Origin of the sequence: Prauserella salsuginis (assembly GCF_024648885.1) — a bacterium.
Lineage (GTDB): Bacteria > Actinomycetota > Actinomycetes > Mycobacteriales > Pseudonocardiaceae > Prauserella > Prauserella salsuginis.
Genome location: NZ_JANBBF010000011.1, coordinates 121,060 through 141,579, shown reverse-complemented (window position 1 = coordinate 141,579; position 20,520 = coordinate 121,060). Strand labels below are relative to the sequence as shown.

At 68.6% G+C, this 20,520-nt stretch carries 19 protein-coding genes and 1 tRNA gene; 13 read left to right on the top strand and 7 right to left on the bottom strand.

All coding sequences use genetic code 11. The features are described from left to right. Positions 1-182: 182 nt before the first annotated feature. From LY40_RS15625 to LY40_RS15615, 3 genes are all read right to left on the bottom strand, one after another. Positions 183-2,210, bottom strand: a complete 2,028-nt coding sequence (locus tag LY40_RS15625; protein ID WP_258937295.1) for an NADPH-dependent 2,4-dienoyl-CoA reductase — start codon at positions 2,208-2,210, stop codon at positions 183-185. 123 nt (positions 2,211-2,333) lie between these two features. Next, complete coding sequence (locus LY40_RS15620; protein WP_258937294.1) at positions 2,334-3,170, bottom strand: SGNH/GDSL hydrolase family protein; 837 nt, start codon at positions 3,168-3,170, stop codon at positions 2,334-2,336. Next, positions 3,157-3,726 carry a PadR family transcriptional regulator gene (locus LY40_RS15615; protein WP_258937293.1) on the bottom strand — a complete coding sequence of 190 codons (570 nt, stop codon included), beginning with the start codon at positions 3,724-3,726 and terminating at the stop codon, positions 3,157-3,159. The genes LY40_RS15620 and LY40_RS15615 overlap by 14 nt, the downstream gene beginning before the upstream one ends. A 319-nt stretch (positions 3,727-4,045) precedes the next feature. Between LY40_RS15615 and LY40_RS15610 the strand changes: the two genes are divergently transcribed. Further along, entirely contained in the window at positions 4,046-4,768 is a 723-nt protein-coding gene (locus tag LY40_RS15610) for a class I SAM-dependent methyltransferase (RefSeq protein ID WP_183778870.1), read from the top strand. Positions 4,769-5,098: 330 nt separating this feature from the next. Here LY40_RS15610 and LY40_RS15605 read toward each other — a convergent pair whose 3' ends face one another. Together LY40_RS15605 and LY40_RS15600 are read right to left on the bottom strand one after the other, a co-directional pair. Then, on the bottom strand, positions 5,099-6,106 hold the full coding sequence (locus tag LY40_RS15605; RefSeq protein WP_258937292.1) for a carbon-nitrogen hydrolase family protein: 1,008 nt from the start codon (positions 6,104-6,106) through the stop codon (positions 5,099-5,101). 87 nt (positions 6,107-6,193) lie between these two features. After that, complete coding sequence (locus tag LY40_RS15600; protein ID WP_258937291.1) at positions 6,194-7,153, bottom strand: AraC-like ligand-binding domain-containing protein; 960 nt, start codon at positions 7,151-7,153, stop codon at positions 6,194-6,196. A 280-nt stretch (positions 7,154-7,433) separates the two neighbouring features. Between LY40_RS15600 and LY40_RS15595 the strand changes: the two genes are divergently transcribed. Genes LY40_RS15595 through LY40_RS15585 form a run of 3 tightly spaced genes read left to right on the top strand, consistent with a single transcriptional unit; the run spans position 7,434 to position 10,327 of the window. Beyond that, positions 7,434-7,640: a heavy-metal-associated domain-containing protein gene (locus LY40_RS15595; RefSeq protein WP_258937290.1), complete on the top strand. Its 207-nt coding sequence runs from the start codon at positions 7,434-7,436 to the stop codon at positions 7,638-7,640. A gap of 28 nt (positions 7,641-7,668) precedes the next feature. Next, positions 7,669-7,977, top strand: a complete 309-nt coding sequence (locus tag LY40_RS15590) for a hypothetical protein (RefSeq protein ID WP_183778876.1) — start codon at positions 7,669-7,671, stop codon at positions 7,975-7,977. Then, positions 7,961-10,327, top strand: coding sequence for a heavy metal translocating P-type ATPase (locus LY40_RS15585; protein ID WP_258937289.1), 2,367 nt, complete (start codon positions 7,961-7,963; stop codon positions 10,325-10,327). Before LY40_RS15590 ends, LY40_RS15585 begins: the two co-directional genes overlap by 17 nt. A gap of 81 nt (positions 10,328-10,408) precedes the next feature. Here the strand turns inward: LY40_RS15585 and LY40_RS15580 are convergent, their stop codons facing one another. After that, complete coding sequence (locus LY40_RS15580; protein ID WP_258937288.1) at positions 10,409-11,302, bottom strand: sigma-70 family RNA polymerase sigma factor; 894 nt, start codon at positions 11,300-11,302, stop codon at positions 10,409-10,411. 102 nt (positions 11,303-11,404) lie between these two features. On the opposite strand from LY40_RS15580, the gene LY40_RS15575 reads away from it, so the two are divergent. The 9 genes from LY40_RS15575 (at position 11,405) to LY40_RS15535 (ending at position 20,102) form a co-directional block, all read left to right on the top strand. Next, positions 11,405-11,785, top strand: coding sequence for a VOC family protein (locus LY40_RS15575; protein ID WP_372497707.1), 381 nt, complete (start codon positions 11,405-11,407; stop codon positions 11,783-11,785). A 151-nt stretch (positions 11,786-11,936) separates the two neighbouring features. Further along, positions 11,937-12,410 carry a hypothetical protein gene (locus LY40_RS15570; RefSeq protein WP_258937286.1) on the top strand — a complete coding sequence of 158 codons (474 nt, stop codon included), beginning with the start codon at positions 11,937-11,939 and terminating at the stop codon, positions 12,408-12,410. Positions 12,411-12,414: 4 nt separating this feature from the next. After that, positions 12,415-12,657, top strand: a complete 243-nt coding sequence (locus tag LY40_RS15565) for a hypothetical protein (protein ID WP_258937285.1) — start codon at positions 12,415-12,417, stop codon at positions 12,655-12,657. Positions 12,658-12,683: 26 nt separating this feature from the next. After that, complete coding sequence (locus LY40_RS15560) at positions 12,684-13,235, top strand: PadR family transcriptional regulator (protein WP_221212624.1); 552 nt, start codon at positions 12,684-12,686, stop codon at positions 13,233-13,235. A 527-nt stretch (positions 13,236-13,762) separates the two neighbouring features. Further along, positions 13,763-15,169, top strand: coding sequence for a PepSY-associated TM helix domain-containing protein (locus tag LY40_RS15555; RefSeq protein ID WP_258937284.1), 1,407 nt, complete (start codon positions 13,763-13,765; stop codon positions 15,167-15,169). Between the two features lie 149 nt (positions 15,170-15,318). After that, entirely contained in the window at positions 15,319-16,848 is a 1,530-nt protein-coding gene (locus LY40_RS15550; RefSeq protein WP_258937283.1) for a bifunctional type I 3-dehydroquinate dehydratase/shikimate dehydrogenase, read from the top strand. Positions 16,849-16,880: 32 nt separating this feature from the next. Beyond that, a complete protein-coding gene (locus LY40_RS15545; RefSeq protein WP_258937282.1) occupies positions 16,881-18,098 on the top strand; it encodes an acyl-CoA dehydrogenase family protein in 1,218 nt (405 codons plus the stop codon). 111 nt (positions 18,099-18,209) lie between these two features. Then, positions 18,210-19,463, top strand: coding sequence for an MFS transporter (locus LY40_RS15540; protein ID WP_258937281.1), 1,254 nt, complete (start codon positions 18,210-18,212; stop codon positions 19,461-19,463). A gap of 87 nt (positions 19,464-19,550) precedes the next feature. Next, complete coding sequence (locus LY40_RS15535) at positions 19,551-20,102, top strand: Chromate resistance protein ChrB (protein WP_183778897.1); 552 nt, start codon at positions 19,551-19,553, stop codon at positions 20,100-20,102. A 292-nt stretch (positions 20,103-20,394) separates the two neighbouring features. Here the strand turns inward: LY40_RS15535 and LY40_RS15530 are convergent. Beyond that, positions 20,395-20,467 (bottom strand) — tRNA-Ala (locus LY40_RS15530). Positions 20,468-20,520 lie beyond the last annotated feature (53 nt).

Genomic DNA, 20,520 nt, shown 5'->3' with positions numbered 1-20,520 from the left:
ACGCTGGCCGGCACTCAGGCGGTGACATCAGGCCGGCCTCCGGCGGGCACCGGCACCACGGTCACGACCGCGCTCGGCGGCCCGTGCCCGTTCTCGCGCCGCGCTCGGCGCGACACAGCCGGAGTGTCGGGGTCGGGGTATCGAGCTCGGGGTATCGGGGGCAGAGTATCGGGGCTCAGGGGTCAGAGTGTCGCGGCGAGGCGGGTTCCCTGGTCGATCGCGCGTTTGGCGTCGAGTTCCGCCGCGACGTCGGCACCGCCGATCACGTGCGTGCTCACCCCGCACCCGCGCAGCTCGTCGGCGAGGTCCCGCACGGGTTCCTGGCCCGCGCAGATCACCACGTTGTCGACGGCGACGACCGTGGGCCGTTCGCGCTTCGGCCCGTACGAGATGTGCACGCCGGCGTCGTCGATCCGCTCGTAGTTGACTCCGGTGAGTTGCTCGACGTCCTTGGCCCTGAGCGAGGCCCGGTGGACCCAGCCGGTGGTCTTGCCGAGTCCGCGTCCGATGCGGGAGGTCTTGCGCTGCATGAGAACCACGTGCCGCGGCGCCGGGTGCGGAGCGGGCGCGGCGAGGCCGCCTCGCCCGGTCTCGGGGTCGGTCACACCCCATTCGGCCCGCCACGCGTCCAGGTCGAGCGTCGGGGATTCGCGGTGGGTCAGGAACTCGCTGACGTCGACGCCGATACCGCCCGCTCCGATCACGGCCACGCGGTCGCCCACAGGGGCTCCTCGGCGAACCAGGTCGGCGTACGACAGCACCGACGGGTGGTCGATCCCGGGAATGTCCGGGATTCGCGGTGTCACGCCGGTGGCGATGACGACGTCGTCGAAACCCCGGTCGCGCAGCTCCGCGGCGTCGGCCTTCGTGCCGAGGTGCAGCGTGACGCCGGTGAGTGCGAGCTGCCGCCGGTAGTAACGGATGGTCTCGGAGAACTCCTCCTTGCCCGGAATGCGCCGGGCGATCGCGAACTGGCCCCCGATCTCGTCCTCGGCTTCGAACAGGTCGACCTCGTGGCCGCGGGTGGCCAGCCCGACGGCCGCGGACAGTCCGGCGGGTCCCGCACCGACCACTGCGATCCGCTTCGCCGTCCTGCTCGGCAACAGGCGGAGCGTGGTCTCGTTCCCCGCGCGCGGGTTCACCAGGCACGACGCCCGCTTGAGGGAGAACGTGTGATCGAGGCAGGCCTGGTTGCACCCGATGCACGTGTTGATCTCGTCGCTCCTGTCGCCTTCCGCCTTGGCCACCCACGACGGGTCGGCCAGGAAGGGGCGCGCCATGGCGACCATGTCGGCCTCGCCTCGGGTGAGCACCTCCTCGGCGACCTGCGGCATGTTGATCCGGTTGGACGCGGCGACCGGAATCGACACGTGCTTCCGGAGCTTGCCGGTGACATCGGTGAAGGCGGCACGCGGCACGGACGTCACGATCGTGGGCACGCGCGCCTCGTGCCATCCGATACCGGTGTTAATGATCGTGGCCCCGGCCTGCTCGACGGCCTTCGCGAGGTCGACGACCTCCTGCCAGCTCTGCCCGTCCTCGACCAGGTCCATCATGGACAGTCGGTAGACGATCACGAAGTCGTCGCCCGCGGCGCGGCGGGCCTGGCGCACGATCTCGACGGCGAGCCGGCGCCGGTTCTCGGCCGACCCGCCCCAGCGGTCACGGCGCCTGTTGGTGTGCGGGGCGAGGAACTGGTTGATGAGGTAGCCCTCCGAGCCCATGATCTCGACACCGTCGTATCCGGCTTCGCGGGCCAGCGCGGCCGAGCGGGCGAACGCGGCGATCTGCGCGCGCACGCCGCGGTCGGTGAGGGCCCGCGGCCGGAACGGGTTGATCGGCGCCTTCACCGCCGACGCCGAGACCGACAGCGGGTGGTACGCGTACCGCCCGGCGTGCAGCAGCTGCAGCGCGATCTTGCCGCCCGCCTCGTGCACGCCGGCGGTGACAGCCTGGTGTCGCCGCGCCTCCGCCCGCGTGCTCATCTTCGCCGCAGCCGGGTAGAGCCATCCGGTGCGGTTCGGCGCGAACCCGCCGGTCACGATCAGCCCGACGCCGCCGCGGGCACGTTCGGCGTAGAACTCGGCGAGCTCGTCGATGTGCTTCGCCCGGTCCTCGAGACCGACGTGCATCGACCCCATGATCACCCGGTTGGGCAGCCGGGTGAAACCGAGATCGAGCGGTGCGAGCAGGTTCGGAAAGGCGTTCATGCGGGATCACTTTCGGGTTCGTTGTGGCCACCTCGACCAATGCCGGGTCCGGCGCGTGGTCCGGTTCGGCCCTGGAAACGCGAACGGCACCGTTCCGGGAGCGCTCCCGGTTCGCCTGCGGCGTCAGCCGGTGTCGGTGCCGGCGTTCCCCGCGACGTCCGAGCTGCGGTCGACCGGGGTGAGCGCGGGACGTTTCGCCTGCCTGCCGTCACCGGACGAGCGACCGCGGACGCGGCGCACGAGCCAGGGCCCCACGAAATCCGCCGCCCACCGGAGTTCGGTTCCGGCGCGGCGCCATACGGCCGGTGTGGGCCGGGGTTCGAGGGGACGGGTCCATGTGGTGCCGCTGCCCGGGAGCGCGAGGGCGTGGGCGACCGCGGCGGCCAGCCGCGTGTGACCGAGCGTGTTGAGGTGCAGGCGATCGCTGCTCCACAGCCGGGGATCCGATGTGACGGGATGTGCGGAGAGGTCGACGACCACCGCGCCGTGTCGCAGGGCGGTGTCACGGATGCGCGCGTTGAACTCCCGGGTGCGGGCGGTGAGCAGCCGCCCGGCGGTCATCCGCCGCCCCGGGTCGGGGTAGGCGAAGGTCACGACGGTGGCCCCGGCGCCGGCGAGCGCTCCGATGAGGTGCTCGATGTGACCGCAGACCGCTTCGGCGTCGAACCGCGGGCGGATCAGATCGTTGACGCCGGCCATGACGGTGGCGAGGTCGGGGGACAACGCCAGCGCGGCGGACAGCTGGCCGGCGCGCACCTCGCGGGCGCGGCGGCCACGCACGGCCAGATTGGCGTAGCGCAGCTCCGGGTCGGAAGCGGCGAGCCGGTCGGCGAGCAGATCGGCCCAGCCCCGGAAACCGTGCAGCTCGTCGCCGTCGTTGAGGCCCTCGGTCTGACTGTCACCGAGGGCGACGAACCGTCGGTAGCCGACTGCCTGCCGGTTGCCCTCACCGCGTGACATCGGCGCCTGCCCTCGCTCGCAGCACCGAGGCGGCCTCGGTGCACCACTCGCGGTTCTCGCTCTCGAATCGCCGCCCCCGCAGTAAGGTCAGGTAGGGGCCGACCTGCGTGCCGTGTGCCAGGTATTCGGCTTCGCCGAGCTCGCCCCGCATCTTGCGCATAAGCTTGTCGAAGAGTTCGACCTTCGCCCCGGCGATCGCGGCGCGTTCGTCGAGCTGGGCGATCAGCTCCGCGGCGTCGACCGCGTCCGCGGCCGCGACCTTGACGAGCAGGTCGTCGCGGATGAACGACGGTTTCGACGGGGTGCGGGCGAACCGGCGCAGTTCGGCCAGGCCCGCGTCGGTGACCGTGAACAGTCGCTTGTTCGGCCGCGCTTCCTGGACGACCTCACGGCCCGCCACCAGGCCGTCGGCTTCCAGCTTCGCCAGCTCCGCGTAGAGCTGCTGCGGCAGCGCGTGCCAGAAGTTGGCCATACCGACGTCGAACGATTTGGCCAGCTGATACCCACTGTGTTCGCCGTCCAGCAGTGCCGTCAGCACCGCATGCCGCAAGGCCATCGCATGTCCTCCCCGGTCGGGTCCGTCCGAGGCACCATAGTCAATTTTCTGACTAATCGCATCCTTGACTAACAGGACACGTCCGCCCTCGACCATGTCCACGACCCGAAGACAGTCCGGAACTCCGGCTCACGCCGCCCGAGGGCAATGACTCGAACGTCGAATGCACATCTGTCCGGATCTTATGGAAATGATTATCATTACTATTAGGTAGATCCGAAGCGAGCCGCCGAGGAGATGGGGGTTTCGGCCATGACTCCGACCGACCAGCCCTCCACCACGATCCGCTGGTGGAGTCCGCCACTCCCGAAGGAGTCGCATGACCGACGAGTACTCCGAATCCGCCGAGTTCATCGACCTGCTCATCGCTCCGTTCTGGACGGCGTTGCGACCTGTACTCACCGACGTACTCTCATCCCGAACCGCCCCGACAGCGGTCGACCTGGGCGCGGGCAGCGGGCACGGCACGCTACTGCTCGCCGAGACCCTGCCCGGCGCTGACGTCGTCGCCGTCGAACCCTCTGCGGGGTTGCGTTCCGCACTGCTGGCACGCGTCCACGGTGACGAGCGGCTGCGCCGGCGCGTCACCGTGTTGCCGGCCGCGTTTCCCGACGTCGAACTGCCGGCCGGGTTCTCGGTGCTCATCGCGATGAACGTGCTCGGCCACTTCGACGAGGCCGGGCGCGACCGGCTGTGGTCACTGCTGGCAGGGCGCCTCGACCGCGGCGGGATCGCGATCGTCAACCTGCAGCCGCCCGCCGAGCCGATGCCGGTGCCCGAGTCCGTCGCGGCGACGGCACAGGTCGGGCGGCTGACCTACGAGGGACGCGCGAAGGCCGAACCCACCGGGGACGGCACGCTCACGTGGTTCATGACCTACCGCACGCTCGACGGCGACACCGCGATCGACGAACGGACCGTCAGCTACGCGTGGCATCTAGTCGACGAAACCGGTCTCCGCGCCGAGGTCGCCGCCCACGGACTGACCCTCACACCCACGGGCGACCCGCAACTCGGCGTCTACACGATCACCCACGGCTGACACGCCGGTTCCCGGGCGGCGCGCTGCCCGGGAACCGGACCCGCTCAGGCACGAGTGGCCGCGAACCGAGTCCCGCGCTGTCACGCGGAGAAGTTCCCGGTGCCACTCCCCCGGACGTCGACAACGTTACGAACGTCCGCTCGCGGAACACTGATGACACCGGGCAGGCAAAGGAAACAACGCACCTATACGAGATCGATGCATCACTTGGCTGCACCGTCCGAAACGGACCGCTCGATCTGTTCCACTGCCCTGTGTGGTCGCTGCACCGTTGACACAGTTGTGTCCAATATGGATTGCCGTGGTGCAACCCGGACGGATGATTCAACGTCATTCCGGCGCCGTCACCGGCGGGAACTCCTCGACCTCGGGTTCACGTGCGATCGGCGCCGGAGTCTCCACCACTCGCGGAGCCGGGTTGCGATTCACCAGCAGCCGCAGCACGTCCGGCCGCGAGTAGTGCCCGACCGGGTCCGCCGCCGACTTGGCGATCGCGATCAGCGCCGGGTCGAGGTCGGCGTACAGGATGCCTTCCTCGTCCTCCCGGAGCGGTTCGGCCAGTGAAGATCCCTCCGGGCCGTAAATGCGTGCGAACCCGCCGCCGAGCTGCAACAACTGTCTCTTGGCTTCGGTGTCGCAGAACAGCTCGTGGGCGGCCGCGCCGATGACCGCGGTCGGCGCGACGACGAAAGTCTGCCCCTCGACCGCGTACATCAGGCTCGCTGCGGTGTTCACCTCGGGTGACAGGGCGCGTGCCGCACCGCGGTAGATCGAGAAGCTCGGCCAGGCGCCCACGTGGATCTGCTCGTCCATGCTGTACATCGCGTACTTCGTGAGCGGCTGCAGGTGTTCCCAGCAGTTGAGTCCGCCGAGCCGCCCCAGCGGTGTGTCGTGCACTTGCAGGTCGCTGCCGTCACCCTCGCCGAATACGGTTCGCTCGACGTGGGTGGGCTTGAGCTTGCGCCGCACGGAGATCAGCTCGCCGGTGTCGGAGATGAAGGCCTGTGCCATGTACAAGCTGCCGGCCGCACGTTCACTGAAACCGAGCACGACGTGTACACCGTGGCGGGCGGCGGCGTCGGCGATCCGCTGCATTTCCACGCCGTCGCGGGTCATCGAGTTCTGCGCGTACCGCGGAACGTAGGCCATGCCGGCGGCCGGGGAGTCCAGCCAGATCCACCACGGGTAGCCGGGAATGAAGGTCTCGCCGAACGCGACGAGTTGAGCCCCGCCACCGGCGGCCCGGCCGATCAGATCGATCGCCTGATCGACCCCTGTGTCGAGATCGAGCCAGGCCGGCTCGGCCTGAACCGCAGCAACACGAACTTCGCCCTGCATGTCTGCCTCCCTGAACATCGTCGGACAGCGCGCTGGCTGTCACGGTGCGCGGAGGGGGCGTCGCGTGGCTGACCGAACGTGCCGCTGTCACTGACCGGCTGTGCCGCATCGGTGTCGGTACTCGGCAGGTGTCTGTCCCGTGGCGGCGCGGAAGGCCCGATAGAACCCGGATTCCGTTTCGAAACCACAAGCCGCCGCCACCGACCCGATCGGCCGGTCCCGGTCAGCCGCGAGCAGCTCCTGTGCCCGCTCTATGCGCATCCGCCGGAGTCGTGTGGCCACGCCCTCGTCGTCGAGGATGCGGTACAGCGTACGGCGCGACACGTTGCAGGCCTTCGCGACGGCATCTGCGTCGAGCTGCGGATCGAACAGGTTGCGCCGCAGGACGTCGAGCACACGTTGGCGCGTCACCGCCTCGGCCGCTTCCCGTGGCGGCGCCGATCCACTCGCGTACGTCGCCGCCGCCGACAACAGACCGATCGCGTGAGGCACCAGCCCCGTGCCCCCGTCCGGCGAGGTGGCCACCGTTTCGGACAACGAGCGGAAGAAGGCGGACACGACCGCACCGGGAGTGCCGGTGCCGAGAGTCCGTCCGGTCAACCCGCGCGTGTCGCGCAGCCACAGCTCGTGCTTCGGGACCTGCACGACCAGCTGGTGAAACGGATCGTCGAAGTGCAGCGTGTAGGGCCGAGTGCTGTCGTAGAACGCCATCTCGCCCTCGGCCAGCTCCGCGATCCGCCCGTCCTGTTCGACCCTTCCGCGCCCTTCGACCTGGATGCTGGCCAGCAGGTACGCCTCGGTGTCGGCCGAGATGAGACCGGGCGTACGGCAGACGTGCTGGCCACCCGCCACCACGGTCGACAACTCGACGTCCCCGACCGGAACGTGTTCGATCGAGCCGCTGAACCGCCCGCTCTGGACGGGCTCGGCGGCCAACCGCACGAAGGTCGCGCAGATCATTTCCCGCCAGTAGGCGAACGCGTCCCGCTGCCCCACCTCAGCCGTACTGAGACGGGCATACCGGCGACGATCGACGACAGCGGACACGCATGGAGTATCACGCCCGGTGCGCACACGTGTCCAGAACCACACCCGTGCAGCCCGCCGAGCGATCCGTGCGCCCGACATCCGGAAACGATACCCCCATGAGGTACTTGCATCTCTGCGGTATACCCCCGTAGGGTAATCGCCAGGGTCACCCGCTGCCGGTGGAATCGACGGCAGAGCAACCCACGTGCGTTCCACCCCCGGAACACGCCGAACCCGGACATCTGCCCTTCATATACCCTATAGGGGTATAGGGTATAATCAACAAAGGAGCCCGAACATGACCACCAGCACCTACACCGTGATCGGCATGACCTGCGACCACTGCGCCATGAGCGTGACCGAGGAAGTCAGCGAGGTCGCGGGGGTGGCCGACGTCCAGGTCGCACTCGAATCCGGCCTGGTGACGGTGACCGGCGACGGACCGGTGGACCCGGCCGACATCCGTGCCGCGGTCGAAGAAGCCGGCTACCGGATCGGCGACTGACGGTGCCGACTCGAGGACGGAGCAGACGATGAACACCGCGGGAAGACTGCTCGGATATGTCGCGATCCTGGCCGCGGCACTGTTCGGCGCATTCGGCATCGGCCAACTCGTCGGACCTGTCGGGCCGACGACCGTTGAAACGAACAGGCACGAGGACGGCCGCGACACGAGCAACGACAAGCACTCGGGCCGCGGTGGCGATCACGCGGCGACATCCGGGCCGACGGACTTCGAGGTCGACGGGCGGGTGCACACCGCCGGTTTCGGCGTCGAAGCCCGCGGCGGATCGGGCACGAACGGGAACGAGGAGGGCAACAGCCATGACCACGGCGAGTGAAACAGCGGCCCCGGCCGACACGAGCAGTGTCGAACTGGCGATCAGCGGCATGACCTGCGCCTCGTGCGCGAACCGGATCGAACGCAAACTCAACAAGCTCGACGGCGTCACCGCGACCGTCAACTACGCCACCGAGAAGGCCAAGGTCACCTACGACGACAGCGTGGAGCAGTCCGCGCTGGTCGACGCTGTGGAGCAGGCCGGATACAGCGCCCGACTGCCCGAGCCGGTCACCGGCGGCACCGACACCGGCGACGGCACCGGCGATGTGGCCGCGAGCGAGGACGACGAGGACGCTCCGGTCCGCGCGCTGCGTAACCGGGTGATCATCGCAGCGGTGTTGACCGTCCCGGTGGTCGCGATGGCGATGTTCCCGGCACTGCAGTTCGACTTCTGGGGCTTCGCTTCGCTGACCCTGGCCGCACCGGTGATCGTGTGGGCGGGATTCCCGTTCCACAGGGCGGCCTGGCAGAACCTCAAACACGCCACCGCGACCATGGACACGCTCATCTCGATGGGCACGAGCGCCGCCCTGTTGTGGTCGCTGTACGCCCTGTTCTTCGGCACCGCCGGCGATCGCGGCGTGACCCACGCGTTCGAGTTGACCCTCGCCCAGGGGCACGCCGACGGGGCGAGCAACATCTACCTCGAAGTCGGCGCCGGAGTGGTCACCTTCATCCTCCTCGGCCGGTACTTCGAGGCACGCGCCAAGCGGCGGTCCGGGGCCGCGCTGCGCGCACTGCTGGAGCTGGGCGCCAAAGAGGTCTCGGTGCTGCGAGGCGGGCGTGAGGAGCGGATCGGCATCGACCGGCTTGCCGTGGGTGAGCACTTCGTGGTGCGACCCGGCGAGAAGATCGCCACCGACGGCCGTGTCGTCGAGGGCAGCTCGGCGGTGGATGCCTCGATGGTCACCGGCGAGTCGGTACCCGTCGAGGTCGGCCCCGGTGACGCCGTCGTGGGCGCCACCGTCAACGCCGGTGGAAAGCTCGTCGTCGAGGCCACCCGAGTGGGCAGCGATACGCAGCTGGCGCAGATGGCCAAGATGGTCGAGGACGCCCAGACCGGCAAGGCCAAGGCGCAGCGCCTCGCCGACCGCATCTCCGGCATCTTCGTGCCCATCGTCATCGCCGTGGCGTTCGCAACCTTCGGCTTCTGGGTGGGTTCCGGCGGCACCCTGGCCGCCGCGTTCACCGCAGCGGTCGCCGTGCTGATCGTCGCGTGCCCCTGCGCACTCGGCCTGGCCACCCCGACCGCACTGATGGTCGGCACCGGCCGCGGTGCGCAGCTGGGCATCCTGATCAAGGGCCCGGAGGTGCTGGAGACCACCCGCACGGTCGACACCGTCGTGCTGGACAAGACCGGCACCGTCACCACCGGGCAGATGACGCTGCTCGACGTGATCACGACCGAGGGCGAGGACCCCGACGAGGTGCTGCGGCTGGCAGGAGCGTTGGAGGAGGCCTCTGAGCACCCGATCGCCCAGGCCATCGCGAAGGGCGCCACCGCGCGGGTGGGCGATCTTCCCACTGTGGCGGACTTCGCCAACGTGGAAGGTCTCGGCGTTCAGGGCATTGTGGACGACAATGGCAGCAGCCGCACCGTCCTCGTCGGACGGCCGAAGCTGTTGGCCGACTGGTCGCAGCACCTGCCCCCTGCGCTCGAAACGGCCATGGCCGACGCCGCCGCCCAGGGCCGCACCGCCGTGGCCGTGGGCTGGGACGGCAAGGCCCGCGGCGTACTCGTCGTGGCCGACGCGATCAAACCGTCCTCGGCCAGGGCGATCCGGCAACTGCAGGACCTGGGGCTCACCCCGATCCTGCTCACCGGCGACAACACGACGGTCGCCGCGGCGGTGGCAGCCGAGGTGGGCATCGCCCCCGGGAACGTGATCGCCGAGGTCATGCCGGCCGACAAGGTCGACCAGGTCAAGCGGCTGCAGCAGCAGGGCAAGAAGGTCGCGATGGTCGGCGACGGCGTCAACGACGCGGCCGCCCTGGCCCAGGCCGACCTGGGCCTGTCGATGGGCACCGGCACCGACGTCGCCATCGAGGCTTCCGACCTGACGCTCGTCCGCGGCGATCTGCGAGCGGCCGCCGACGCGATCCGCCTGTCCCGGCGCACGCTGGGCACCATCAGGGGCAACCTGTTCTGGGCCTTCGCCTACAACACCGCCCTGATCCCGGTGGCCGCAACCGGCCTGCTCAACCCGATGCTGGCGGGGGCCGCGATGGCGTTGTCCTCGGTGTTCGTCGTGACCAACAGCCTGCGCCTGCGGGCCTTCAAGGCCCGTGCGAACGAACAGGCCTCGCCGAAACCCGAGACGACGGCACCGGAACCGACATCGGTCTGACCGGTGACCACCGTCGGGGCCGGGCAGCCGGAACCACCACATTGGACCTGAGGTGCAGTGACGAGGACCGGCCGGGCCGAGTCATCGGCCCGGCCGGACGAGGTGGCCGGCCAAGCGCTGCACCCGGTCGGGGTCACGAATGCCGTCTATCTCGACGATCCTGCCCTCGACGACCGTGAACGCCATGATCGACACGGGTCGGCCGCGGCGGGAGGTGACGACGCCGGGAAGGCCGTTGACCAGCACCCGGTGCAGGTCGGCACCGCGGGCCCGTCGTGCCTGCTTGGCGACGGTCGCCGCTCCCCGATACACCGCAGGCGCCCTGCCGGATCCGTAGTCGGCGCGGAACACGACGTCGGGGTCGAGAACCGCCACGAGTGCCGAGAAGTCCCCCGAGTTCGCAGCGGCGTAGAAGGCGTCGACGATCTCCCGCTGTCGGATGTGGTCCGAGCCGGCGATGGGAGGCTCGCTGCCGTGCACCCGCCGACGGGCGCGGCTCGCGAGCTGCCGGGCTGCCACGGGAGTGCGGCCCACCAGCGGAGCGATCTCGTCGAAAGGCAGGTCGAACATGTCGTGCAGCACGAACGCCAGCCGCTCCGCCGGACCGAGCGAGTCGAGCACCACCAGTAACGCGAGGCTCACCGAGTCGGCGATCAGCGCCTCCCGCTCCGGATCGGCGTCCTCATCGGCGGCGAAGACGACGGGATCGGGCAGCGGTGTACCCACGGGGGCCACGAGGTCTTCGCGCCGGCGGCGACGTGACCGCAGTACATGGAGGCATTCCCGGCCGACGACAGTGGTGAGCCAGCCGCCGAGGTTGTCGATGTCATCGGTCTCGGCGCGGCTGAGCCGCAGCCAGGCGTCCTGTACGGCGTCCTCGGCCTCGGCCAGGGATCCGAGCATCCGGTAGGCCACCGCGCGCAGCCGCGGTCGATGCTCCTCGAACCGCTCGGCGAGCCAATCGCTGCGCTCCATCTGTCACACCTTCCCCTTGCCCGGGCTCATAAGGAAGAACCCGCCAACGGGCGAAACGTGACCGCGCATGGAAAGGACGGAGGAGCGACAGCAATGTCCGAGATCCCGCACAACCTGGTCAGCGTTCGCTACCTGGTCGACGACGTCGAAAACGCCGTTGCCTTCTATACCGGCCATCTCGGCTTCACCGTCCGGAGCACATTCGCACCGGCGTTCGCCGACGTCACCCGCGGCAACCTGCGGCTCCTGCTCAGCGGCCCGACCAGCTCGGCGGGCCGGGCGATGCCGGACGGTGCCGTACCGGGCCCCGGCGGCTGGAACCGGATCCACCTCATCGTCGACGACATCACAGCCGAGGTCGACCGGCTGCGCGCCGTCGGCCTCAGCTTCCGTAACGACATCGTCACCGGCCCTGGCGGCCGGCAGATCCTGCTCGAGGACCCGTCCGGCAATCTCGTCGAACTGTTCCAACCCGCGGCGTGACCAGCCGAAGAGCCGCAACGGGAACGGACACAGCGCCCGGCGACGCCGCGATCAGCCGCCCGGTCGCCACCGAGGGCCGTTGGCGACCAAGCTGCAACATGACATATTGACATGTAACAGTGATTGGTGCCACGGTGAAGACACTCCATCGATGGGGGTCGCCATGTGGCACACCGTCCTCGTCCTCATCCACGCGGCCGCTGCGATCGCCGCCCTCGGCCTCGGCATCGCCGCCCTCCGTCTCACCCCGCTGCTGCGCGCGCACACCGTGAGCATCGTGATCATGACGGCCCTGCTCCCCGTCGCCATCGCCCTCCGCTGGACCGAACGCGCGCCCGCGACCACGGCGATCTTCTCCGCGCTCACCGCGCTCGGGGTCGTCATGATCGTCCGCGCCGTCCTGGCCGAGAGAGCCGCGCGCCTCGGGTACCACGGAGCCGTGCTGTCCCATATCGGCTTCAACCTGATCGCACTGGTCACCGGGTTCTTGATCGTCCCGGTGATGCACTCCGGGCTCGGCACGCTCGCCATCACCGCCACCGCGATCGTTGTGCCGGTCGCCGGCAGCGTCGCGCTGCACCTGATCCGGCGCCGCATCCCGGCGGACCCCGCGCCCGCTGACTGAGCGCATGTTCACCGGACACTTCGGCCCCGCCTTCGCCGCGAAGGCAGGCCGCCCCGAGCTCTCGCTCGGCGGACAGTTCGTTGCCGCGCAGCTGCCGGACGTCGTCTTCTCGATCCTCGTGGCGACCGGCATCGAGCGAGTGCGCGTGCACGCGAACGGAACCGGGCCGGGCGCGGTGGAGATGGTCTCGGTGCCGTTCAGCCACGCCGCGCTCCCGACCTCCCGGTTGCGGGACATGCCACGATGATCACGGTTCGCAATCAGGGAGTGCACGTGGCAGTGAGCGCGACGGCGGGGGCCCTGCTCGGCCTCCTCTCGGAGAAACCGATGACGGGCTGGGAGCTCGTGGAGGAGGCCCGGAATCGGGTCGGCAATTTCTGGACGATCCAGCACAGTCAGGCCTATCGGGAACTCGCAGCGCTGGAACGCGAGGGGCTCTCCGAGTCGACGAAGGAGGAGGTGCGCGGGCGGCGGCGCTACCGCATCACCGATGCGGGACGGGACGCATACCTGGAATGGGTCGCGAGCACCCCCAAGGACGAGAACGTGCGGGTGCCGTTCCTGTTGACGGTCGCCTTCGCTGCGGACATCCCACCCGGCCGCTTCGCCGAGCTGATCGAGGACCAGCGGCGCCGGCACACCGAACGACTCGAACAGTACGAACGCCTCCGCGGCGAGCTCGCCGCGGACGATTCACCGCACGGCGGCGGGCGGCGCGCCACCCTCGAACTCGGCATCGGCTACGAACGCGCCGCCCTCGCCTGGCTGGACGAGCTCCCCGCCCACCTGGGTATCGACCTGCCGGCCCCGCCGAACGAGGTCTGACTACAGGCTCGGCGGACCACTGTCACGGTTTCCTGCGGGACTACCTCGCCCGCATCGCGGACGGCACACCGGGCGCCGGATAAGTCCGCAACCGTCATCGATGACCATTTCCACGTCGTCCGGGCGAGACCCACTCGAGCACGAAGACCGCCGCATCACACCCGACGATGACGGCCACCCCGCTTCACTCCGTGTCACGCCCGATTATCACGTCCGAGCAGCAAAAAGAAGACTCGGCGCAAATGATGACTAACCGTGGTTACAATTTACCTGTATCTGCCGTTCCAGCGAGCGCACGGGCCTTCAGGTCACCGCGCAAAGCCCGCCCGTTGAACAAATCCTCCCGGCCGTCACAACGGAAAAACCTTTGGTCACCCGAACATTGATACCACCGCAGTAGTGGATCAACATATTCTCGGTAGAAGATGAGCAACGAAGATACGGGCTCATAATTGATGTCGCAGTTCCAGGAACAGCCGACACATTGTGAGTCGTTCCGCCCCTGTGTCACTTGCCTTGGGAGTCCCATGGAAAAGCCCACCACGGACGGGTCATCGGAGTCGCGCGAGGAACCGTCGCTCGCCTCGGACGCCGTTTCCCACGATGTCCCGAACACCGCGAAGCCGCGTTCAGGACTGGGACTCCTCGCGCGGCGGGTACATTTCCTGGCCGGTTTCGCGGTTGCGCCGTTCCTGGCCATCATGTGCCTCACCGGACTGGCCAACGCGTTCACCCCGCAAATCGTCGACACACTGCACGAGCAAGAACTGTTCGTCGACACCGACACCGGATCGCCCCGGCCCGTGTCGGACCAGGTCGCCGCGGCCGTGGCAGCCAATCCGGAGGGGACGGTCAAGGCGGTCATCCCACCTACCGACGAGGACCGCACCACCGGGATCGTCCTGTCGAAGCCCGGACTACCGGACGTCGACGAGTTCGCTGACGAAGACCTCACCGTCTACGTGAACCCACACACCAACCGCGTGCAAGGCGAGCTCATCACGGTCAAGGATCGCCCGCCGGCACAGGCGTGGTTACGACATTCCCACGGCAATCTGCACCTCGGCCCTCCGGGCCGGCTGTACTCCGAATTCGCGACCACCTGGCTCCCGGTGATCGTGGCCTGCGGGCTCGCGCTGTGGGTCGCACAGCGACGTTCCCACGGATCGCGCGGCCTGTTCACCCGGTCGCGCCGGCCGGCGTCGAAATACGCCCGACTGCGGAGCGTGCACGGCTCGCTGGGACTGCTCCTCAGCCTCGGGCTCGTCGCGCTCGCTGTCACAGGTTTCTCGCAGTCGAACTACGTGGGCGACCGTGTGGACCAACTGCTCGAGACCTTCGACTCCACCGCACCGGAACTCACAACCGAGAAAGTTCCCGTATCGCCGGGCGAAGAGCAGATCGGCATCGATCACGTAGTCGAGACCGCCGATGCCGAAGGCATGCGCGGAGAGCTGACGTTCACTGCGCCCGCCGAACCGGGCGCAGTGTGGCAAGTCGCGGAGACCAGTGCGGGCTGGCCGATCCAGAAGGACAGCATCGCGGTCGATCCCTACACCGGCCAGGTGATCGAACGCGTCACGTTCGACGACTACCCGCTTCTGGCCAAGCTCAACGTCTTCGGCGTCCAAGCACACGACGGCACGCTGTTCGGCATCGTCAATCAGGTCGTCGTCTCGCTGCTGGCCCTCGGCACCCTGGTGCTGATCGTCCTCGCCTATCGGATGTGGTGGAACCGACGCCCCCGCCATGCGTTGTGGCCGCCCAACCCACCGCCGGTCTGGCGCAGTCTCTCGAAGGCGGAACTGCTCGCATTGGTGATCACCAGCGCAATCCTGGCCTGGGCCATGCCCGTCCTCGGCGTCACCCTGATCGGGTTCATCGTCCTCGACGCCCTCATCAACATTGTGAAGCGACGGCGAACGAGAACCTGACACCGACAGCCCTCGCACGATTCGACACGGCCGGCGTCGACGATTCCACGTATTTCGGTGGTCGCTTTTCCGCAGAAACGCGTGGGACGCCGCATCGTGCCGGCCGGCACGCCTGACCGATTCCGCTGTTCGCAAACCGGGAGGCGACGTTGCTACGCACCGAAAGTTCAGAACCGCCATGGACCAGTGCTGCGGTCAACGCGGTTGTCACCGAGCCGCTGTCTCAGGAGGACGTCGAGTCGGACGCGCTACGACACCGGGCCGATCTGGTCGAGATTCGAGCCGACCTCGTCGGTGACGTGGCCACAGCCCGCCTGCGGGACCGTGCCGGCGGTCGGTTGGCGTACTGCCTTCGCAGCCGGGACCACGGCGGCGAGTTCGACGGCTCGACCGAGGAGCGGCACGCCCGCCTGCTCGCCGCGGCCGAGTACTACGACGTGGTCGACCTGGAAGCCGAGCACGACCTGGCCCCGGACATCCTGAACCGCATTCCGGCGCCACAGCGTCGCATCTCCTGGCACGGAACCACCGCAGAACGCTCCGTGCTGCACGAGCGCTTCGACCGTATGGCGACCGTCGGCGCCTGCCTCTATCTACTCACGACCGACGTGTCGCGGGCCGAACAGGCGTTGGCACCACTGCGTTTTCTCCACGACATCGGGCGATCGGATGTCACAGCGTTCGCGACCGGATCCGCCGGTGTCTGGAGTCGCCTGCTGGCTCCCCGACTCGGCGCGCCCGTCGTCTTCGGCAACCTGAGCGACAGCAGTCCCGACGTACCCACCGTTGACCGACTCGTGGCGGACTACGGGTTTCCGTGCCTTCCTCCCCTGCAGGCCGTCTACGGCATTATCGGTCGTTCGGTCCTGAGATCGGTGTCGCCACGCGTGCACAACGCCGGCTATCGCGCACTCGACATCCCGGCGCTGTACGTACCGTTCCAGGTCGAGGATTTCGCCTCTTTCTGGAGCGACGTCGCCGAATCAGGACTCGCGGAGATCGGCTTTCCCCTGCGGGCCGCCACCGTTGTTTCGCCGCACAAGGAGGCAGCACTCACCACGGCGCGAACGACCAGTCACACGGCACTGAGATCGGGGGCGGCGAACTCGCTCGTCCGGCGAGGAAACGCCTGGTGTGCCGACACGTCCAACAGCCCCGCGATCAGCCGGGCGTTGGACGGTTTCGACATACCCGTATCCGGCCGCAAGGCCGCCGTGGTCGGTTGCGGCGGTGCCGGACGCGCCGCCGCACTCGCGCTCGCCGCGTGCGGCGCCGACCCGGTTCTCGTCAACCGTGATCCCCACCGCGGCCGGGCCGTCGCCGAAGCGCTCGGCTTCGACTTCACACCGCTCGACGTGTTCCGGGCGGACGGGTATTCGGTGCTCGTGCACGCGACACCGGTGACCGACGACGTGCCGTTTCGGCTCGAACTTCCCGACGACGCGGTCGTCGTCGACATGGTCTACACCTCGGAGGAGACGGCGGTCGTCGCCGCTGCCCGGGATCGCGGACTGGCCGTCGTCGACGGGTGGGACGTGCTGCTCGCCGACGCCGGTTGCCAGTTCCACTTCATGACCGGTCAACACCTCCCCACCGAACAGACCCGCGCGCTGCTGCGCGCAGCGCGTATCGCGCGGCGCGACCTGCCCTCCCCGACACCACTGGCTCCCCGAACGTGACTCCCTGGAAGCCGGAGAAGGAAGGACCACACGTGGACCTCGCAATCTCGGAAGCGACGTGGCTGCAGAGCCTCGGTCCGCACAGCCACGAACTGCTCGAACAGGTCGGCGACGTCGCCACAGAGTGTGCCAAGCGCGCGGACGAACACGACCGGACGGGCACCTTTCCCGCCAAGGACTTCGACGACCTGGCAGCCGCCGGCCTGAACGCCGCGACCGTCCCACGTGAGCACGGAGGCCTGGGGCTCGGCCCGTTGAACGGTGACACGCTGACGTTGTGGCTGATGACCAAGGAGCTGGCCAAGGCCGACCTCTCGCTGGGCCGATGCTGGGAGGGACATACCAACTCGCTCGTGCTTCTCCAGGCTCTGGCGTCCGAACAGCAGCAGGAACGCTGGTTCGACGGCGTCGCCCGCCGCGGTCAGAAGTGGGTGGCGTGGAGCGGCGAACCGCAAGCGCGAAAGCCCGGTGAAGGTACACGGTTCGGCACGAGCATCACCGCCGTCGAGGGCGGATGGGTGCTGGACGGGACCAAGGCGTTCGCGACGAGCGCGACCGGCGCGGACTGGGCCCTCCTGCTGGTCAACACCGCGGGTCCCGGGGGTGCCAGGCACGCGGATGCTCCGCCCGAGGGGCTGCTCCTACTGGCATGTGACCTCTCCGATCCCACCGTCACCGTCGACGAGTCGTGGTGGGACCCGATCGGCATGCGTGCCACGGCAAGTCACGTGGTCGAGTTCGGCCAGACGTTCCTGCCCGAGGAGAACCTCATCGGAACCCCCGGCGCCTACCTGCACCAGGGCTGGCAGAGCGCCTTCACCCCGCACTACGCGGCCAGCTTCCTCGGTGCGGCCGAAGGCGCCTTCGATTACGCGCTCGAATATCTCGCCCGCCAGAACAAGACCGCAGACCCCTACGTCCAGCAACGCGCCGGTTCCATGAAGGTCAACATCGAAACCTCGCACCTGTGGCTTGCCCACGTCGCACAGCTCTGGGACAGCGGTCAACGCGCCGGAGCACAGCGCGCCGGGAACAGCGCCCGCCACCTGGTCGAACACCTCGCGCTGGAAACGGTCGACCACTGCGTGCGCGCCTGTGGGGCGCGCAGCCTGGTTCGTCCCAGCCCTGTGGAACGGATCCTGCGCGATCTCACCTTCTACGCACGCCACGACAACGACGATCACGTGCTCGCCACGATCGGACGCGCAGCGCTCGGCGAGACCCACGACTCCTCGTTCTTCAAGCCCTGACCTGACCGCCCACCACCACGCGCGGGAGGTCTCGTGTCGATCGGCGTCAATCCGTCCCCATCAGTGCACGCGAGGAACGGGTTCCGGGGTTCGGCCGGCTACCGGACACGGGTGGTCGGCTCTGCCTCGATGGCGCTGGCCATGACCGCTCCGGGGCAGACCGCAGCCATCGCACTGTTCGTCGAGCCGCTGAGCACATCGCTCAACGTGTCCCGCTCGTCGGTGGCCCTGGCCTACTCGATCGGCTCGCTGGCCGGTGCACTGGTGGTTCCGCTGCTGGGCAAGCTGCTGGATCGCTTCGGACCACGCCGCGTCATGGCGGCCATCGGTCTCTGCTTCGGTGCGACTCTGCTCGCGGCCGGTACCGTCACCGAGTTCATCGGCCTGACCTCGGCCTTCGTCGGCATTCGCATCGGTGGGCAGGCAGCGCTGAGCCTCGTGGCGACCACCGTGGTTGCCATGTACATGCAGCGGCACAAAGGGCTGGCGACCGGCATCGTCTCGGCGATCGGCACCTCTGCGATCTCGCTGGCGCCGTTGGCCCTCGAGCAACTGATCGGTGACCTCGGCTGGCGCGCCGTCCTGCAGCTGCAAGGGTGGGCCGTTCTCGCGATCACCGTGCCGGTGGCGCTGTTCGTGCTTCCGCGGCGCGTGCGCTCCGACGGGGAGGCCGCAACGAACGTGAGGCCGGCCAACCCCTGGTCGGGGGACGACGCCGGCTCCGGAACGCCGGCACGCGAGCACGGGACCCTTGCCGACTGGACGTTGCGGGACGCGAGCCGGACGCCCGTGTTCTGGGTCGTCGTCAGCGGTGGAGGCGTATGCAGCCTGATCACCACGGCACTGATGTTTCACCAGGTTTCCCTGTTGGGTGAACGTGGCCTGAGCATGACCGAAGCGGCCGCGAACTTCGTCCCGCAACTGGTCGCCGGACTGCTCGCCAGTCTTCTCGTGGGCTGGTCGGCCGATCACATCGGCGACCGCGCACTCGTCATCGTCATCATGGTGGTACTCGCGCTCACCACGCTCACCGCCGGATGGGTGCGTCCGGGTTGGACGGCCGTCGCCTACGGCGTGGCACTCGGCGCCTGCACCGGTGGGGTGCGCACACTGAAGGGAGTGGCCTTCGGCGACTGCTTCGGACTCGGACATCTCGGAACTCTGCGCGGCGTGATGCATTCGGTCGTCATCGGCGCCTCCGCGCTCGGCCCTCTCGTACTCGCGCTGGGCAGAGGGTGGTCGAATTCCTACCAAGAAGCGCTCGCCGTCCTGTTCGTACTGCCCGTGCTGGTGGCCGCGGCGGCGTGCGCGGTCAAGCCGCCCCGTCACGCTCGCGTGGCCCGGCCACACGACCGATCCTTGTAGGACACAGGTGAGGACCGACGCCTGCGCCGGCGGATCCCGTCTTTCGGGACGTGCTCAGCCACGTGGTGGACCCTGGAGGGTGTGACCATGGACTTCGCCGATCACGAGACGGGCCAGGGGTGGCTGCTGCTCGTCTACCGAGTTCCCCGTGAACCCACGCGGTTGCGCGCGAGCGTGTGGCGGAAGCTGAAGAGCACCGGCGCGGTCTACCTGCAGAACTCGGTGGCCGTGCTGCCCGAGTCGCCCACTCACGAACGGTCGCTGCGTTCGTTGCGCAAGCACATCGAGGAGCTGGGCGGCTCTGCGCAGCTGATGCGCTGTGACGTGCTGGCCGGCAATCCTGACGTCGTCGCGACCTACAACGCCGCGCGGGACGAGGAGTACGAGGAGATCGTCGACCGTTGTCGTGGCTTCCTGGCCGAGATCGAGAAGGAGACGACGGCCGAGAAGTTCACCTATGCGGAGCTGGAAGAAAACGATGAGGACCTCGCCAAGCTCCGGGGCTGGTTCGACAAGGTCCGGCTCCGGGACTCGCTGGGCGCCGGCCGCAGGGCCGAGGCCGAGACGGCCTTGCAGGACTGCGTCGCGGCGCTCGACGTCTTCGCCAACAAGGTCTATCTCGCCGAAGACGGTCCATAAGCACGTGGCGCTCGCCGAACCGCCTCGGCTGCCATCCGCCGTCGGGCTGCCAGGCTTTCCACGAAGACCGGTCCCACCGCGATAGGGCCGGGGAACGCTTCGGGTAACGGCCTGGGACTACGCCCCAGAGAACATGCCAATACCGCGACGGATCAAAGCGTGCTGGTCTCAGCACAACACCCCCACGCCGGGTCAGCAGCACGCACCGTGGGGGCCTGGGGGATCGGCCCCCAGACACGATCGGCGAAAAGCACAAGGTCCGCGCCCTCTGCGGACGCGGACCTTGCATGCGTGGAGCTAAGGGGATTCGAACCCCTGACCTTCTCACTGCCAGTGAGACGCGCTACCAACTGCGCCATAGCCCCGTATGTGTTCGCGGCTCTCACCGCTGCCTGTGCGAAATAATGTACCCCATCGC

What these genes read in the sequence shown, in the direction of transcription:
- LY40_RS15535 (WP_183778897.1), top strand. Translation starts at nt 19,551, where the DNA reads ATGGACTTCGCCGATCACGAGACGGGCCAGGGGTGGCTGCTGCTCGTC.
- LY40_RS15580 (WP_258937288.1), bottom strand. Translation starts at nt 11,302, where the DNA reads ATGGAGCGCAGCGATTGGCTCGCCGAGCGGTTCGAGGAGCATCGACCG.
- LY40_RS15620 (WP_258937294.1), bottom strand. Translation starts at nt 3,170, where the DNA reads ATGTCACGCGGTGAGGGCAACCGGCAGGCAGTCGGCTACCGACGGTTC.
- LY40_RS15565 (WP_258937285.1), top strand. Translation starts at nt 12,415, where the DNA reads ATGTTCACCGGACACTTCGGCCCCGCCTTCGCCGCGAAGGCAGGCCGC.
- LY40_RS15625 (WP_258937295.1), bottom strand. Translation starts at nt 2,210, where the DNA reads ATGAACGCCTTTCCGAACCTGCTCGCACCGCTCGATCTCGGTTTCACC.
- LY40_RS15555 (WP_258937284.1), top strand. Translation starts at nt 13,763, where the DNA reads ATGGAAAAGCCCACCACGGACGGGTCATCGGAGTCGCGCGAGGAACCG.
- LY40_RS15605 (WP_258937292.1), bottom strand. Translation starts at nt 6,106, where the DNA reads ATGCAGGGCGAAGTTCGTGTTGCTGCGGTTCAGGCCGAGCCGGCCTGG.
- LY40_RS15585 (WP_258937289.1), top strand. Translation starts at nt 7,961, where the DNA reads ATGACCACGGCGAGTGAAACAGCGGCCCCGGCCGACACGAGCAGTGTC.
- LY40_RS15615 (WP_258937293.1), bottom strand. Translation starts at nt 3,726, where the DNA reads ATGGCCTTGCGGCATGCGGTGCTGACGGCACTGCTGGACGGCGAACAC.
- LY40_RS15590 (WP_183778876.1), top strand. Translation starts at nt 7,669, where the DNA reads ATGAACACCGCGGGAAGACTGCTCGGATATGTCGCGATCCTGGCCGCG.
- LY40_RS15595 (WP_258937290.1), top strand. Translation starts at nt 7,434, where the DNA reads ATGACCACCAGCACCTACACCGTGATCGGCATGACCTGCGACCACTGC.
- LY40_RS15570 (WP_258937286.1), top strand. Translation starts at nt 11,937, where the DNA reads ATGGGGGTCGCCATGTGGCACACCGTCCTCGTCCTCATCCACGCGGCC.
- LY40_RS15610 (WP_183778870.1), top strand. Translation starts at nt 4,046, where the DNA reads ATGACCGACGAGTACTCCGAATCCGCCGAGTTCATCGACCTGCTCATC.